The sequence below is a fragment of the Nonomuraea sp. C10 genome, assembly GCF_008017515.1.
Taxonomy (GTDB): domain Bacteria; phylum Actinomycetota; class Actinomycetes; order Streptosporangiales; family Streptosporangiaceae; genus Nonomuraea; species Nonomuraea ferruginea.
The window spans coordinates 5,550,119-5,565,529 of the sequence record NZ_VPFF01000001.1 but is presented as its reverse complement, the minus strand read 5'-3'; the positions used below and the strand labels follow the sequence as shown (position 1 = coordinate 5,565,529).

Genomic DNA, 15,411 nt, shown 5'->3' with positions numbered 1-15,411 from the left:
GCAGGATGCATCCATAAAGCATCAGCCAAACCTAAAATCTCGGGCGCCGTCATCCGGTTTCGCGGCCTTGAGGTCGGCTTTTCCGCAGGTCGATGGGTATGGGGCAGGTGGAGCTAGGGCATCGGGGGAGGCGTGAGGGGTTCGAGGCGGGTGCGGCGCGGGCGGGCCGTTCTGTCAGAGTGGACGTTCGCCGCCATGCTGCTCGTCGTCACCGTGGCCGTGCTCGGACTCGGCCTGCTGGTCGGGGCCGTCGACCGGCTGGTGCCGCTGCTCATCTTCCTGCCCGCGGTCATCTCCGGCGTGGGCAGTGTGGCGCAGACGACCACGGCGTCCGTGTGGGTGGTCGTGGTGATCGGCTTCGTCGTGGCGTCCGAGGGCGAGGGCATCGGCATGGACCTGGGCGCGATGACGTTCACGGCCCTGTTCGGCGTGTGGAGCGTGCTCAGCTGCCGCTACCGGATCGCGCGCGAGGAGGAGATCCACCGGCTGCGCTCGGCCGGCGCGGCGCTGCAGAGCCAGATCGTCCGCCCGCTGCCGGTGCGCACTGCCGACGTGGTCGTGGACGGGGTCTACGAGCCCGTGGAGGAGGACGCCACGGTCGGCGGCGACATGTACGAGGTCGTCGACACCGATCACGGCACCCGGGTGATGATCGCTGACGTGCAGGGCAAGGGGCTGCACGCGATCGGGGCGGCCATCGCGCTGCTGGGCGCGTTCCGGGAGGCGGCCCACCGGGAGCGGAGTCTGGCCGGGGTGGTGGAGGCGCTGGAGACCGCGGTGGTCAGGCACAACGAGGGCGCCCGGCGCACCGGCGAGCACGAGCGGTTCGTCACCGCCCTCGTGCTGCACATCGACGCCCGTGTGGAGGTGGAGGCGGTCAACTGCGGCCACATCGCCCCCTACCTGGTCGCCCACTCCCACGCCTGGCAGGCCGACCTGGGCGAGCCGGAGCTCCCTCTCGGCCTGGGCCGGCTGGCGGACAAGCGCCGCGAGGCGGTGCGTTTCGCCTTCCCGCTGGACGCGACGATGCTGCTGTGCACCGACGGGGTCACCGAGGCGCGCGACCCCCGCGGCGCCTTCTACCCGCTGGAGCCCCGGCTGCGGGCCTGGGCCAGGCGTTCTTCGTCGGCCCTCGCCGAGGCCCTGCTGGCCGACCTGCACGCGTTCACCGCCGCCGACTTCGGTGACGACCTGGTCATCCTCACGTTGCGCAGGAGCGGCTCGGCGCGGCACTGATCAGGCGGGGTCGCTCTCCTCCGCGCCGGCGGGCCCGAGGTCGCGGTGGCGGAACATGTCGATCAGCGCCTGGACCGGGATGCCGGCTTCGGTGTGGTGGCGCAGCTCGGCGCTCGGGTTGATCTCGTAGCGGTTGCGGCGGCCCATCCGCTCGCGCATGAGGTATCCGGCATCCTCCAGATCGGAGACGATGCCCTGGGCGGCGCGTTCGGTGATGCCGATCTTCGCGGCCATGTCGCGGAGCCGCACCTGGGGATCGGCGGACACGGCTATGAGCACCCGGGCGTGGTTGGTCAGGAACGTCCAACCTGATCGCCGGTCGACGACGCCGTTCATCGACTTGCCGCCCTCCTTGGGGCTCGATTTCCGTACCGGAACATTTTATACAGAAAACTTCTTCCTGTATTGTGTTGGCAGGAGGTTGGCCGGATCGTGGCGAGGCCTAGGGACGAGGGGTCGGGGCGATGCGTGCGCTGGCGGGAGATGCGATGGTGATGAGTGGTGCCGGGCACGCCTACGTGCCGGCGGCTGAGCATCTGCTGTATATCGACAGCCTGCTCCGCGTCACCTGCACGGTGATGCCGGGTCCCTCGCTGGTGCGGCTGGAGGGCGACATCGACGTCACCAACCGCGCGGAGGCGGTGTCCGCGCTGCAGCGCGCCCGGCGCATCGACGCCGACCTGATCGTGGACGTCGGCCGCGTCGGCTTCATCGACCTGGCGGGGCTGCGCTCGCTGCTCGGCCTCGCCGCGTGCGACGGCGTCGTCGTCCGCAACACCCCGCGGCAGATGCGCCGCCTGATCGACGTGCTCGGACTGCCCCCACTCGACTGACACCCGGCGACGCCCGCCCCGTGGGGGAGCGGGCGCCGGGGGAGAGTGTCTACTTCAGCGCCTCCGCCGGTCCGTGGCGGTGCTCGGCCTGGGCGGCGCGAGCCTGGGTCGGCGCGGCGGCGCCGATCGTGCCGGTGTCGAAGGCGTAGGTGGCCGCCAGGGTGGCGATCGCGTCGGAGTTCACGTCCAGCGCCTTGTCGCTGATGTTCTTGATCGTGTCGCAGGCCTGGTGGTAGCACGGGTCGAGCGGGATGCCCGCCGTGCCGCCGAAGATCGCGGCCTCCTCCGCCGTCTTGAGCACCTCGGCGCCGGTGAACAGGCCGCCGGCCGGGATGCCGACCGCGATGAACGGCCCGTAGTCCGAGCGGCCGGTGAACGCGGTCGCCTTGAACGGCTCGCCGCGATCGGCGAAGAACTTCTCGAAGTCCGCCTCGATCTGGTCGGACCCGGGAGGCCCGGCGGTGCCGAAGGCGTCGCCGTCACCGTCGTAGATGCCGAAGGTGTAGTTCGGCGAGGCGATCATGTCGAAGTTGAGGTACAGAGCGATCTTGGCCCGCTCCGCCTCCGTGAGGTTGGCCACGTAGTGCTCGGAGCCGAGCAGGCCGAACTCCTCGGCGCCCCAGAACGCGAAGCGCATCTTGTTCTTCGGCTTGAGCTTGGCCATCTGCAGCGCCACTTCGAGGGTCCCGGCGCTGCCCGAGCCGTTGTCGTTGATGCCGGGGCCCTCCTGCACGCTGTCGAGGTGCGCGCCGAGCATGACCACGTTGTCCGGGTCGCCCTTCCGGCTCTCCGCGATCACGTTGTACGTGGTCCGCGTCTCGGAGATCGGGTCCCAGTTCATCGTGACGGACGTGCCCTCGGCGGCGAGCTCCTGGCCGACGGCGAAGCTGGTGAAGAACGACGGGATCGTGATGCCGGGGCCGCCGAGCACCGGGTTCAGGTCGATCTCGGTGCGGCCTTCCTGGCCCTCGTTGAAGATGATGGCGCCGGTCGCGCCCGCGGCGATCGCGTTCTCCACCTTGACCCGGAAGTTGCAGGTGCCGCGCTGCATGAGCGCGATGCCGCCCGCGGTGAAGCCCTCGAAGTCGCTCGCCTCGCAGCCGGAGCTGGAGCTGTTGGGCTCGCCCGGCGGCAGGACCACGTCCACCGGCTGGACCTGGCCGCTCACCGAACCGGCGGGGGAGTCGCCCATGGCGATGTAGTCGCTGAAGAACCCGTAGGTGTAGGTCTCCTGCTCCGGCGCGGTCCGCTTGAGCACCGGCGGCGTCCGGTAACCCTCGAAGAGGAACTCGAACGGCTGGACCGTCACCTTGTAGCCGGCCAGGCGCAGCCGCAGGGCGACGTAGTCGCGGGAGGCGTCGTAGCCCCTGGTGCCCGACACGCGGGTGCCGTCGAACCTGTCGGCGATCGCCTGGAACACCTTGAGGTGCTTCTTGACGTTCTTGCCCGAGACAGCCTTGACGATCTTGCTTACGTTGTCGTGGGGTTTGGGGTGGGCTTGAGCCGGTCCGGCGGCGGCGACCGTGGAGAGCGCCACTGCGGCGGCGACCGCGCCGACCACGCATTTACGCAGGCGGGAACGCATGATTGCTCCTCAGAACCATGGGAGGTGACCCCGGGGTCAAAAAGCGCGCGTTCCCCGAACTTATTGATAAATCCGGCTATCGGGGAAGATGTGGCAATGCATCTGTTGCATCACGGAGTCAGAACGGGTCAGGAGGATTACCCGTCACCGTAGGGTGGGCGGCATGTCTCCGAGGATCGCCACCGCCCAGCGCGTGGAACTGCCCGAACTGCTCGACTTCCTCCGCCCCCGGCATCACGGCCTGCTCTCCACCGCACGGGCGGACGGGCGGCCCCAGCTGTCGCCCGTCGCCTGCGGCGTCGACGGCGACGGAAGGATCGTGATCTCCACGTACCCCGACCGGGCCAAGACGCGCAACGCCCGCCGTGACGACCGGGTGTCCATCTGCGTGCTGTCCGACGACTGGGACGGCCCGTACGTGCAGGTAGACGGGCGCGCGGAGGTGCTCGACATGCCCGAGGCGCTCGACGGCCTGGTCGAGTACTTCCGGTGCATCTCCGGCGAGCACCCCGACTGGGACGAGTACCGCGAGGCCATGCGCCGCCAGGACAAGTCGCTCATCCGCCTCCACATCGAGCGCTGGGGGCCGATCGCCACCGGCGGCTTCCCCGCGCGGCTGGCCGGGTGACCTGGGCGTCCACCCTTGTGGTGACCCCGCGCCGAGGCGGAGACTGAGAATGACGGAGGGGGGACGTCATGATCGAAGTCAAGAGTCTCGACAAGCCGGATGAGCGCCGCGACTTCCCGCAGGGTCATATGGAAGTGCTGGAGCTGAGCGGGCTCAGCTTCGGCGTGGCCACCTTCGAGCCCGGATGGCGCTGGTCGGAGTCGGTCAAGCAGATCGCCGGAACGAAGTCCTGCCAGATCCACCACAACGGGCTCGTGGTCCGCGGCCGCCTGTTGATCAGGATGGACGACGGCACCGAGACGGAGGTCGGGCCCGGAGAGCTCTTCGTCTGCCCGCCGGGACACGACGCGTGGGTGCTGGGTGACGAGCAGGTGATCGTCTACGACTTCGCGGGTGGTGCCGCTGAGTACGCCAAGGCAAAGGAGTCCTGAAAAATCTGGACACGTGGGGCCCTCTGGGGCTCCCGTGTTCTCCTACGCGGAGCGGCACGAGACCCCCGGCGGTCCTCCGTCACGGCAGACGGGTCACCAGGATCCCGTCGTCGTCGCTCCACAGCTCCGCGCCCGGACGGAAGGTGACGCCGCCGAACGTCACCGGCACGTCACGCTCACCCGCGCCGTCCTTGGCGCTCTTGCGCGGGTTGCTGCCCAGCGCCTTGACGCCCAGGTCGAGTTCGCGCAGCGCGACGACGTCGCGCACCGCGCCGTTGATCACCACGCCCGCCCAGCCGTTGGCCACCGCGGACCCCGCGATCACGTCCCCCATCAGCGCCGTGCTCACCGAGCCGCCGCCGTCGACCACCAGCACCCGCCCCTCACCGGGCTCCGCCAGGGCCGTCTTGACCAGGGCGTTGTCCTGGTGGCAGCGCACGGTCGCGATCCGGCCGCGGAACGCGCGACGTCCCCCGTACTGACGCAGTTGCAGGTCGCAGGAGTCGAGCTCGTCGCCGCGCTCGTCGTACAGGTCGGCGGTGATGACGGTCATGGGGGCTCCTTCGACGGTCCGGTACGGCGACACAAGCTACAGCCCAGCGGGCGGCGTCCCGCTACCGGTGGTGGCGCCACGGCATGGCCAGGTCGGCGCCGCGCGGCGCGTGGACGCCGGTGTGCAGGCCGGAGGTCTGGATGGCGCGGCTGATGTCGGTCGGCGTGAGCAGGCCGACCAGGTGGCCGCCGGGATCGAGCACCACCGCCCGGCCGTCGGCGCAGCCCGTCATCCGAGGCAGCAGGTCCATCAGCGGCTCCTCCGGCGTGGACCTGGGCACCTCGCCGGGCGGGCAGGCGATGTCCGCCAGCCGGGTGGTGGCCCGCTCCTCGGGCGGCAACTGCCGGATGCGGTTCAGCGTGACCAGCCCCGCGAAGCCGCCGCGCTCGTCCACCAGCGGATAGGTCGACAGGCGGCGGCTGAGCACCACCTCCTCGATCAGGTCCGCCACGGTCTCGTCGGGACGCGACACCACCGGGTCGCGGGACATCACCTCGCCCACCCGTACCCCGCGCAGCGCCACGCCGAGCTGCGCCTGCTGCTCCTCGGCGCTCGCGGCGTTGACCAGGAACAGGCCGATCAGCGCCAGCCAGATCCCGCCGAAGCCGGCCCCGACCGCCACCTGGAGGAAGCCGAGCGCGATCAGCACGTACCCGAACGTCCGCCCGGCCCGGGCGGCCGCGACGGCGGCCCTGCCGCGGTCGCCCCACCGCCACCACAGCGCGGCGCGCAGCACCCGGCCGCCGTCCAGCGGCGCGGCCGGGACCAGGTTGAAGACGGCCAGCAGCACGTTCACCGCCGCCAGATAGACGAACACGTCCCCGGCGAGCGACGGCCCGGCGGCGGCCCGGACCAGCACCGCCACCACACCGAACAGCAGGCCCGCCACCAGGCTCGTCAGCGGCCCCACCACCGCGATCTGCAGGTCGGCGCGGGGCGTCTTGGGCTCGCCGCGCAGCTCCGCCACCCCGCCGAGCAGCCACAGCGTGATCCGCGACACCCCGATGCCGTGACGCCCCGCCATCAGCGCGTGCGCCACCTCGTGCGCCAGCAGCGAGGCCATGAACAGCAGGGCGGCCACCACCCCGGCGGCCAGGTAGGCGGCCGTGGACAGGCCGGGGAAGGTCAGCGGGAACCGGCCGAAGGCCAGCCCGAACACCAGGATCGCGACGATGAGCAGCACGCTGAGGTTCATCCCGACCGGGACACCGCCGATCCGGCCGAGTGGGATCGTTGAGCGCATCTTCCCTCCAACGGAGCCGACGTCCGCCATGCGCCTACCCACGCCACGTCCGAGGTCACCGGCTCCGACCTGCTCCGATCCGGTTTCGGGACGGGAGCGCCGGGCAGGTCGCACCGGGTGACGAGACGACGTTTCACCCCGCTCGACAACACGTTGGTCCTGCTCACCCGCGGTTACGCCTGGCTGCCCGACCTGCTCCGGCGGACCCGCGGCGACGTGATGACCCGGGTCATGGGCAACCGGGCCACCGCCCTGCGCGGGCCGGAGGCGGTGCGGTTCCTGTACGACGAGCGCCACGTGCTCCGGCACGGCGCACTCCCCGAGCCGATCCAGGCCACCCTGCTCGGCAAGGGCGGGGTGCACTCACTCGACGGCGCCGCGCACCGGGCGCGCAAGGCGCTCTTCATGTCCGTGCTGGCCGACCCCGAGTCGGTCGCCCGCCTGGTCCGCCACGTCGGCGACGCGTGGGACGAGACCGTCGCGACCTGGCCGGGACGCTCGCCCGTGGTGCTCTTCGACGAGGCCGCGGAGATCATCGCCAGGGGAGCCTGCCGCTGGGCGGGCGTGCCCGTGGCCGAGGCCGGCGTCAAGGCGGTCGCGGAGGACATGGTGGCCATGGTCGACGGGTTCGCCACGCCGGGACCGCGCCACTGGCGGGCCAGGCGTGCCAGGAAACGCAGGGAGCGCTGGCTCACCCGGCTGTTCGACGACGCCCGCGCCGGCAAGGTCACCCTGCCCGCCGGCTCGCCCGCCGACCTCGTCGAACGCCACCACGACAACGAGGGGCAGCCGCTGCCGTCGCACGTCGCCGCGGTCGAGCTGATCAACCTCATCAGGCCGACCGTCGCCGTCGCCTGGTTCGTCGCCTTCGCCGGGCACGCGCTGCACCGCCGGCCGCACCTCAGGCAAGCGCTCGCCGATCCCGCGTACGCCGAGGCGTTCGCCCAGGAGGTCAGGCGCTTCTACCCGTTCGCCCCGTTCATCGGCGGCCGGGCGGCCGGCGACCTGACCTGGCGCGACCTCCGCATCCCCGAGGGCACGCTCGTCCTGCTCGACCTGTACGGGCAGAACCACGACGCGGGACTGTGGGAGGACCCGTACACCTTCGACCCCGGCCGGTTCGTCGAGTCGCCCCCGGGCCGCGACGACCTGGTGCCGCAGGGCGGCGGCGACCCGCACACCGGCCACCGGTGCCCCGGCGAGGCTGTCACCGTCGAACTGCTGAAGAGCCTCTCCGCGCGGCTGGCCGGCCTGGAGTACACCCTGCCGCCGCAGGACCTGACGATCCCGCTGCGGCGGATCCCCACCCGGCCGCGCAGCGGCGTCGTCATCGACGCCGTGCGGGTGCCGGCTCAGTCGAGGTCGACCACGACGGGCGCGTGATCGGACGGCCCCTTCCCCTTGCGGGCCTCGCGGTCCACGTACGCCGACCGCACCCGATCGGCGACGCCCGCGGCCGCGTACACCAGGTCGATGCGCATCCCCATGTCCTTGTGGAACATCCCCGCCCGGTAGTCCCAGTACGTGAACGGGTGCGGCCCCTTCATCGGCGTCGGCACCACGTCCCTGAGCCCGAGCGCGCGCAGCTCGGCCAGCGCCTGCCGCTCGGCGGGGGTGACATGGGTGGACCCGGCGAACACGGCCGGGTCCCACACATCCGCGTCCGTCGGCGCCACGTTGAAGTCGCCGCACGCCACCACCGCGCGCCCGGCCCGCAGCTCCGCCCGCACCGCCTCGCCGAAGGCGGCGAACCAGGCCAGCTTGTACGTGTAGTGCGGCGAGTCGAGCGTGCGCCCGTTCGGCGCGTAGATCGACCAGACCCGCAGCCCTCCGCAGGTCGCGCCCACGGCCCGTGGTTCGGGCGTGACCGTGACGGTGCCCTTCGCCGAGTCGAAGCCCGGTTCGCCGGGGAAGCCGGGTGACATGTCCTCCAGCCCGATCCTGGAGAGCACCGCCACCCCGTTCCACCGGCCGTCGCCGTGAGCGGCCGTCGCGTACCCGAGCGCGGCCACCTCCCGCGCCGGGAAGCCGTCCGCCGGGCACTTCGTCTCCTGGAGGCAGACGATGTCGGGCTCCTTGTCGGTCAGCCAGTCGAGGAGGCGCGGCAGCCGGGCCTTGACCGAGTTCACGTTCCACGTCGCCAGGCGCATGGTGCCAGCTTGTCAGAGGCGAGGTAGCGTCGCGGGCGTGCGGCTGGAAGGAATGCCGGCGGGTCACCGGCTGCGTTACGGGCCCGCGGCCGAGGGCATCGAGCGGCTGGAGGCGTCGCTGGTGGGCGTGGCGTTCTCGCCGCACCGCCACGACACGTACGCGATCGGCGTGACGCTCGCCGGCGTGCAGACGTTCCGCTACCGGGGCGAGTCGCGTCACTGCCTGCCGGGGGAGTGGCACGTGCTCCATCCGGACGAGGTGCACGACGGGGCGGCGGGGACCGGCGGCGGGTTCGGCTACCGGATCTTCTACATCGACCCGGCGCTGGTGCAGGAGGCGCTGGGCGGGGCGCCGCTGCCGTTCGTGGCCGACCCGGTCATCCGGGGGCGCGGCGTGCCCGCGCCGCTCGCGGCCTGCCTGGCCGGGCTCGACGAGCCGCTCGACGGCTTCGCGCGGGTGGAGGTCGGCGTGCTGGTCGCCGGGATGCTGGCCCGGTACGGGGCGGGACGGTACGGGTCGGCGCGGTACGGGCGCCGGGGGCCGCTCCCGATGGCGGCGCTGGGCCGGGTGCGTGAGCTGATCGCGAGCGACCCGGTGGTGCGGCGGCCGGTCGAGGAGTTCGAGCGGGTGGCAGGGCTGGACCGGTGGACGATCGCGCGCCAGTTCAGGGCCGCCTACGGCACCAGCCCGACGCGCTTCCGCACCATGCGGCAGCTCGACCTGGTGCGGCGGCTGCTCCTGGCGGGCACGCCGGCGCGCGAGGCGGCGGTGGCTGCGGGCTTCGCCGACCAGGCCCACATGACCCGCATGTTCAAACGCGCCTACGGCCGCACCCCGGCCGCCTGGCGAGCCGCCCTCCCCTGACCTCCCGCAGATCCTCCGCACAGGCGGTCGCCCGATCGGGCGGGACCCGTCCGGTACGGGCGATCGCCCGAGCGGGTCAGGTCGGGTCCGGGTGGAGGGGGCGGTCGTCCGGTCAGGTCGGGTCCGGGTGGCGGGTCGCGGTCCGGTTTTCGAGGGCGTGGATGACGGCGGCCATGTCCTGGGCGCCGTGGCCGAGTGCGAGCGTCTCGCCGAAGAGCGCGTGGCAGACGTCCAGCAGGGGCGAGGCCAGTCCCCGTTCCCTGGCCGCCTCGGCGATCAGCCGGTTGTTCTTGAGCACGTCCGCGATCGCCGCCTGGGCGGTGAAGTCCTCCCGCACCAGCTTGGCCGCCTTGGTCCTGGACACGTCGCTGGCCATCGGCCCCGAGTCGAGCACCTCGCGCAGCCGGTGCACGTCCAGCCCGTGCCCGCGGGCGAAGTGCACCGCCTCCGCCAGCCCGGTGACCGTCGTGATCAGGAACACGTTGACGGCCAGCTTCATCAGCAGCGCCCCCGGCACCGGCCCGCAGTCGAAGGCCTCGGCGCACATCGGGCGCAGCAGCGGCCGTACCTCCTCGACCGTCCCGGCGCGCCCGGCGAGCATCGCCACCAGCCGCCCCTCCTCGGCGGGCCGGCGTGACCCGGAGACGGGGGACTCCACGTATCCGCCCCCGGCGGCCAGGACGTCGGCCTCCAGCCCCGCCGAGTAGCCGGGCGAGGTGGTGCCCATGTGCACGATGACGCGCCCGGCCACGTTCCCGGCGAACCGCGGCGTGCCGCGCCCCAGCACCGTGTCCATGGCGGACTCGTCGGCCAGCATGAGGATCGACACCCGCGCCCGCCGCAGCACCTCGTCGGGGCTCGCGCCCACCTCCGCCCCCGCCGCGCGGACCGGGTCACAGCGTCCGGGGGTGCGGTTCCACACCACGAGGGGGATCCCGGCGCGTGCCAGGTTCACTGCCATGGGCTGCCCCATCAGGCCGAGCCCGAGGAAACCGACGTTCATGGGGCTTGTTGTAGCCGGAACGGCCGGTCCGGGTCTTGTACGGTTGTGACACCTCGCCACGCCGTGTCCGGCGGTGCCTTGATCGTACGGATGCGTGCATCTAGCCTCGTTCTGGGTGTTCAAACCTGTTCGGCTAGGGGGGCCACATGGCAAGAACGCGCAAAATCACTGTGGCGACGGCGGCGGTCGTACTCACCACATCCGCTCTGACCACGCCGGCGGCGGCCGCGAAACCGCCCCGCTGCCCGCTGATCTTCGGCCACGGGGGCTATCCCGACAACCCCGGCGCCAGCCTCAAGGACCGCATCCGCCAGGCCAACAACCCCAGCGCCGTGCGCCACATGCGGCGCTCCGGCGCCCAGGGCGTCGAGGCCGACGTCCAGCTCACCAAGCACGGCACCAAGGCCGTCATGTGGCACAACACCACCACCAACGGCCTGACCGGTCCCCGGCGGGCGATCACCGACCTGTGGTGGAGCACCGGCGACGGCAATCTCAGGTCCCGCCGGATCTCCCGCGGCCCCTACAAGGGCGAGAAGGTCTACACGCTGCGCGCCTGGCTGCAGCATGTCGCGTCGGTCCGCATGATCGCCCTCCTGGAGGTCAAGCCGGAGGCCAAGCGCGTCCTGGCCAGCAAGGCTCACTCCGCCGCCGCGTGGCGGGAGCTCTCCTACCCGCTCCTGGAGCGGCAGGACCTCCAGCCGATCATGGTCTACTCGACCGACCCGTGGATCCAGAACCAGCTGGCCAAGCGCCACCCGTCGCTGCTCAAGGGCGAGCACGCGCGCTGGACCGACAGCGTCGTCTGGGACGAGCCGCCGCCCGGCTGGAAGGGCAACACCCACCGCTGGCAGAGCATTCTCAAGCTCCGCCCGATCAGCATCATGACCAACTACCCGCTGGAGTACCGCCGCTGGCTGGAGGGCCGGTGCGACTGACGGCTACCTGGCCGCGCTGAAGTCGTTCAGCTCGCGTACGGCACGGTCCATGTCGTCGGCGGTGCCGAGGCGCAGCAGCTTGGTGTAGAGGATGTCGCCGGCGGCGGCGCCGCGGCGGATCGCCAGCGCGCGGGCGGTCATCCGCGCCTGGATCTCGTTGACGATCACCTGCGGGTCGCCGCCCCAGCCGTACGCCGACAGGAACTGCCGCAGCCGCTTGGGCCTGGCCTCGAACGCGGTGAAGCCCTCAGCGGCGGCCACGTGCCGGGAGTGCAGCGGCACCCAGCTCAGCGCCATCCACGCCACGTCGGACTCCACCGAGACCGGGCCGGCGAAGTCCCAGTCGAAGAAGCCGGTCAGGCGGCCGTCGTGCCAGGCGGCGTTGAACGGGCTGGCGTCGTTGTGCGCGATGATCAGGCCGGGCCGCCAGCGCCCGCCGCCGCGCCAGGCCGCGTCCGGCGGCGGCACGAACCCCGCCACGGCCTTGTGGTAGTCACGCAGCCACCAGGCCACCTGCCGCAGCGCGTCCTCGGTGCGGGTCCACTCGGGCCACACCTGGCGGGTGCCCAGCGTCTCGCCTTCGAGGAAGGTCAGGACCTCCCGCCCCTGGCTGTCGACGCCGACCACGCGCGGCGCCCCGGCGAAGCCGACGCGCTCCAGGTGTCTCAGCAGCTCGTGGACGGCCGGGGTCCACGAGCGCACGGTCCTCCTCACTGTCGCGCCCAAGCGGGTCGCGCCCCCGTCGTTGCCTCCATCGAGGCGAGTCTCCAACTCTCACCCACCTGCCTCTGGGCTCGCAGGAACGCCTCAACCCAGGCTCTCAACAGGCAGGGCAATCTCCAAGATGGAGAACTGCCAAGGAACAAGCTTTGTCCACATTTGGACATACAAAAAAGCCAGCTAAACGGGTGTATCTGCTTATACGCCGATTTTTCGTGCTTGACAAGATCTTGTCAGGCCATCCGGCCGGTGCTACCTCTTGCGGATGCGGGTGAAACCGCGCGTCCCGGGCACCACTGGAGGGAAAACGTGCCGACCATACCCTGGTTACGCAGCACCGTTGTCGTCGCCGCCACCGCGGCGTTAGTCCTGCCCCTCGCCACGCCGGCCCTGAGCGAGCAGACCCGAACCGCCGGCAACGACCCGATCGTCCACGACTTCCAAGCAGAGGAACACGGCAAACCCGACGTCGACAACCGGCAGGGAACGGTCCCGCCGCCGATCGGGGCCAACGCGCGCACCGCCGCGCCCGAGGCGACCGTCCGATGGAACGCTCTCGGCACCCCCGCCGTCGTCACCGCCGCCCAGCCGCTCGCCGAGGGCCTCGGGTCAGACCCCGAGCAGGCCGCGCGCGCGTACCTCAAGAACAACGAGCGGCTGTTCGGCCTGTCCGCCGAGGCGGTCGACGCGCTGGAGAAGGTCGCCGTCAACCCGATCGGCGACGGCCACGCCGTGCTGCTGCGCCAGCGCTTCGGCGACCTGCCCGCCGGGGTGGACGGCATGGTCGCCGTCGGCGTCCATGACGGGACCGTACGGCACGTCACCTCGACGCTGTCACGCGAGAGCGCCGCGCCGCCGGCGGCCACGCTCAGCGAGCAGCAGGCGCTGGAGATCGCGGCGAGGGACGGCGAGATCGACCTGGCCACCGCCGTCACCAAGCGGGTCACCAAGGTCGCGGTGCCCGCGCCCGACGGCGTGCACAGCGCGTACGAGGTCGTCCTGATCGGCGGCGCCGACGGCGAGGCCGCCGCGTACACCACGCACGTGGACGCGGTGAGCGGCCGGATCCTGATCCGCGAGAACCTCGTCGACCACCACCACGACGCGGACAACCCGAAGTGGGACGTCTTCCCCGCCAACCCGCCGGCGAACTACTCCTCCCGCGACACCCGCGAGACCTGGTGCCACGAGGGCGAGCGCGGCTGTGACTACGTGCCCGGCGGCGACCCGGCGACCGGCAAGGCGTGGGACGTGGACCACGCCACGGACCAGCCCACCGGCACCAGCCTCGGCAACGCCGCGCGCACGTACGAGAACCGCGCCAGCGGCGACCCGTTCACCGTCGGCACCCGCAGCAACGTGCTCACGCCGAGCCGGAACTACCAGTACCCGTGGCGCAACACCTGGTTCGAGGCCAAGTGCAACCCGGCCGTGTTCGACCAGGAGGGCGAGGCCGACCTGGAGGCCGCGATCGCCAACCTGCACGTGATGCACAACCGCATGCACGACTGGTCCTACCGGCTCGGCTTCACCGAGACCGCGTGGAACATGCAGCAGGACAACGGCGAGCGCGGCGGGCTCGGCGGCGACCCCGAGCAGGGCAACGCGCAGGCCGGCGCCCGCGACCTGACCGTGCGCGACAACGCCAACCAGATCACCGGCCCCGACGGGGTCGCGCCGATCACCAACATGTACCTGTGGCAGCCCATCGCCGGCGCCTTCTACGCGCCGTGCGTGGACGGCGACTACGACATGTCCGTGATCGGGCACGAGTACAGCCACGCGATCTCCGGCCGCATGATCGGCGGCCCGAACGCCGGCTGGAGCGGCGCCCAGGCCGGCGCCATGAACGAGAGCACCTCCGACCTGATCTCGATGGAGTACCTGTTCGAGTACGGGTTCCGCCCCGCGGGCAAGACCCCGTACGTGACCGGCGGGTACGTCACCGGTGACCCGGAGCGCGGCATCCGCAACTACGACATGTCCAAGTCGCCGCTGAACTACAGCGACATCGCCTACGACCTGGTGGGCCAGCAGGTCCACGCCGACGGCGAGATCTGGACGGCGACCCAGTTCGACGTGCGCGAGGCGTTCGTCAAGAGGTACGGCAAGGGCACCGCCAAGCAGCAGCGGGAGTGCGCGGACGGCAAGAGGCCGGTGGACAAGTGCCCGGGCAACCGGCGCTGGGCGCAGATCTCGTTCGACGCGCTGCTGCTCATGGCCTCCGGCGCGGTCAGCTACGTCGACCACCGCGACGCGCTGCTCGCCGCCGACACCATCCGGTTCGGCGGCAGGAACCACGACATCATGTGGCGCGCGTTCGCCGCTCGGGGCCTGGGCGCGGCCGCGGCCAGCAACGGCTCCGGCGACCCGGACCCGACGCCGAGCTTCGTCGACCCCGAAGGCCGCAACGGCTCGCTCAAGCTCAAGCCGCTGGGCGAGGCCAAGGGCGCGGCGCTGCGGCTGTACGTGGGCGACTACGAGGGCCGCGCGGTGCCGGTCGCCGACACCGACCCGGCCACCGAGCTGGGCGACACCGTCGAGATGACGCCCGGCGTGTACGACTTCGTGGTCACCGGAGCCGGCTTCGGGCACACCAGGATCAAGGGCGCTGTGGTGCCCGGTGTCACGCTGCCGCTCCCGCTGGCCCTGACCCGCAACCACGCCTCCGGCTCGGCCGGCGCCACGGCCGCGGGCGACGGCGTCAACCACGGCAGGCTCATCGACGAGACCGAGGCCACGAACTGGGCCTCGCTCACCGGCGCCCCGGCCGGCAAGTCGGTCACCGTGGACCTGGCGGGCGACAAGCCCGTCAAGATCCGCCGCGTCCAGGTGAGCGCCATGCTGCGGCCCAACGTCAACGACCCGGCCGACCCGGGCGGCCAGAACCGGTTCTCGGCCCTGCGCTCGTTCGAGGTGCTGGCCTGCGCCAAGGACTGCGCCGATCCGGCGAAGTTCAGGAAGATCTACACCAGCCGGGCGGACGCCTTCGACACGGCGCTGCCCCGGCCCCGCGGAGCCGACCTGCTCATCAAGTCGTTCCGCGTGCCCGCCACCGACGCCACCCACCTCATGATCCGCGCGCTGACCACCCAGTGCACGGGCAACCCGCTGTACGCCGGAGAGCAGGACGAGGACCCCAACTCGGCGACCGACTGCGGAACGGCCAGCCCGGCCCGCGACCAGGTCAGGGCCGCCGAGTTCCAGGCGTTCTCGCACTGACCGC

The 15,411-nt window shown here is 71.7% G+C and carries 15 protein-coding genes; 8 read left to right on the top strand and 7 right to left on the bottom strand.

The genetic code is table 11. The features are described 5' to 3' along the window. Positions 1-132: 132 nt before the first annotated feature. The gene (locus tag FR742_RS25505; RefSeq protein WP_261808741.1) at positions 133-1,236 is read left to right on the top strand and encodes a PP2C family protein-serine/threonine phosphatase; all 1,104 of its coding nucleotides are present in this window, start codon (positions 133-135) and stop codon (positions 1,234-1,236) included. Here the strand turns inward: FR742_RS25505 and FR742_RS25500 are convergent, their stop codons facing one another. After that, positions 1,237-1,572 (bottom strand): helix-turn-helix domain-containing protein, encoded by a 336-nt coding sequence (locus FR742_RS25500; protein WP_148033275.1) that lies wholly within the window; start codon positions 1,570-1,572, stop codon positions 1,237-1,239. Positions 1,573-1,724: 152 nt separating this feature from the next. Here FR742_RS25500 and FR742_RS25495 point away from each other — a divergent pair, with 152 nt between their 5' ends. Next, positions 1,725-2,069 (top strand): STAS domain-containing protein, encoded by a 345-nt coding sequence (locus tag FR742_RS25495; protein ID WP_187281299.1) that lies wholly within the window; start codon positions 1,725-1,727, stop codon positions 2,067-2,069. A 49-nt stretch (positions 2,070-2,118) separates the two neighbouring features. Here the strand turns inward: FR742_RS25495 and FR742_RS25490 are convergent, their stop codons facing one another. Further along, positions 2,119-3,654, bottom strand: coding sequence for a M28 family metallopeptidase (locus tag FR742_RS25490; RefSeq protein WP_148033273.1), 1,536 nt, complete (start codon positions 3,652-3,654; stop codon positions 2,119-2,121). 163 nt (positions 3,655-3,817) lie between these two features. On the opposite strand from FR742_RS25490, the gene FR742_RS25485 reads away from it, so the two are divergent. Then, entirely contained in the window at positions 3,818-4,282 is a 465-nt protein-coding gene (locus FR742_RS25485) for a PPOX class F420-dependent oxidoreductase (protein WP_148033272.1), read from the top strand. A 68-nt stretch (positions 4,283-4,350) separates the two neighbouring features. After that, the gene (locus FR742_RS25480) at positions 4,351-4,713 is read left to right on the top strand and encodes a cupin domain-containing protein (RefSeq protein WP_148033271.1); all 363 of its coding nucleotides are present in this window, start codon (positions 4,351-4,353) and stop codon (positions 4,711-4,713) included. Positions 4,714-4,792: 79 nt separating this feature from the next. Here FR742_RS25480 and rraA read toward each other — a convergent pair whose 3' ends face one another. Next, the gene (gene rraA / locus FR742_RS25475) at positions 4,793-5,266 is read right to left on the bottom strand and encodes a ribonuclease E activity regulator RraA (RefSeq protein ID WP_148033270.1); all 474 of its coding nucleotides are present in this window, start codon (positions 5,264-5,266) and stop codon (positions 4,793-4,795) included. A gap of 61 nt (positions 5,267-5,327) precedes the next feature. Beyond that, on the bottom strand, positions 5,328-6,509 hold the full coding sequence (locus FR742_RS25470) for a site-2 protease family protein (RefSeq protein ID WP_148033269.1): 1,182 nt from the start codon (positions 6,507-6,509) through the stop codon (positions 5,328-5,330). A gap of 117 nt (positions 6,510-6,626) precedes the next feature. On the opposite strand from FR742_RS25470, the gene FR742_RS25465 reads away from it, so the two are divergent. After that, positions 6,627-7,892, top strand: a complete 1,266-nt coding sequence (locus tag FR742_RS25465) for a cytochrome P450 (protein WP_261808740.1) — start codon at positions 6,627-6,629, stop codon at positions 7,890-7,892. Here the strand turns inward: FR742_RS25465 and FR742_RS25460 are convergent. Continuing rightward, positions 7,862-8,659: an exodeoxyribonuclease III gene (locus tag FR742_RS25460; protein WP_148033268.1), complete on the bottom strand. Its 798-nt coding sequence runs from the start codon at positions 8,657-8,659 to the stop codon at positions 7,862-7,864. The two genes, FR742_RS25465 and FR742_RS25460, sit on opposite strands and share 31 nt — an antisense overlap. A gap of 37 nt (positions 8,660-8,696) precedes the next feature. On the opposite strand from FR742_RS25460, the gene FR742_RS25455 reads away from it, so the two are divergent. Further along, complete coding sequence (locus tag FR742_RS25455) at positions 8,697-9,524, top strand: AraC family transcriptional regulator (protein WP_261808739.1); 828 nt, start codon at positions 8,697-8,699, stop codon at positions 9,522-9,524. A 112-nt stretch (positions 9,525-9,636) separates the two neighbouring features. On the opposite strand, the gene FR742_RS25450 is transcribed toward FR742_RS25455, so the two are convergent. Beyond that, the gene (locus tag FR742_RS25450; RefSeq protein WP_148033267.1) at positions 9,637-10,527 is read right to left on the bottom strand and encodes an NAD(P)-dependent oxidoreductase; all 891 of its coding nucleotides are present in this window, start codon (positions 10,525-10,527) and stop codon (positions 9,637-9,639) included. 146 nt (positions 10,528-10,673) lie between these two features. Here FR742_RS25450 and FR742_RS25445 point away from each other — a divergent pair, with 146 nt between their 5' ends. After that, positions 10,674-11,465, top strand: a complete 792-nt coding sequence (locus tag FR742_RS25445; RefSeq protein WP_148033266.1) for a glycerophosphodiester phosphodiesterase family protein — start codon at positions 10,674-10,676, stop codon at positions 11,463-11,465. Positions 11,466-11,468: 3 nt separating this feature from the next. Here FR742_RS25445 and FR742_RS25440 read toward each other — a convergent pair whose 3' ends face one another. Next, positions 11,469-12,167 (bottom strand): phosphotransferase, encoded by a 699-nt coding sequence (locus tag FR742_RS25440; RefSeq protein WP_219552138.1) that lies wholly within the window; start codon positions 12,165-12,167, stop codon positions 11,469-11,471. A 327-nt stretch (positions 12,168-12,494) separates the two neighbouring features. On the opposite strand from FR742_RS25440, the gene FR742_RS25435 reads away from it, so the two are divergent. Next, complete coding sequence (locus tag FR742_RS25435; RefSeq protein ID WP_261808738.1) at positions 12,495-15,407, top strand: M36 family metallopeptidase; 2,913 nt, start codon at positions 12,495-12,497, stop codon at positions 15,405-15,407. The last annotated feature ends 4 nt before the right edge of the window (positions 15,408-15,411 follow it).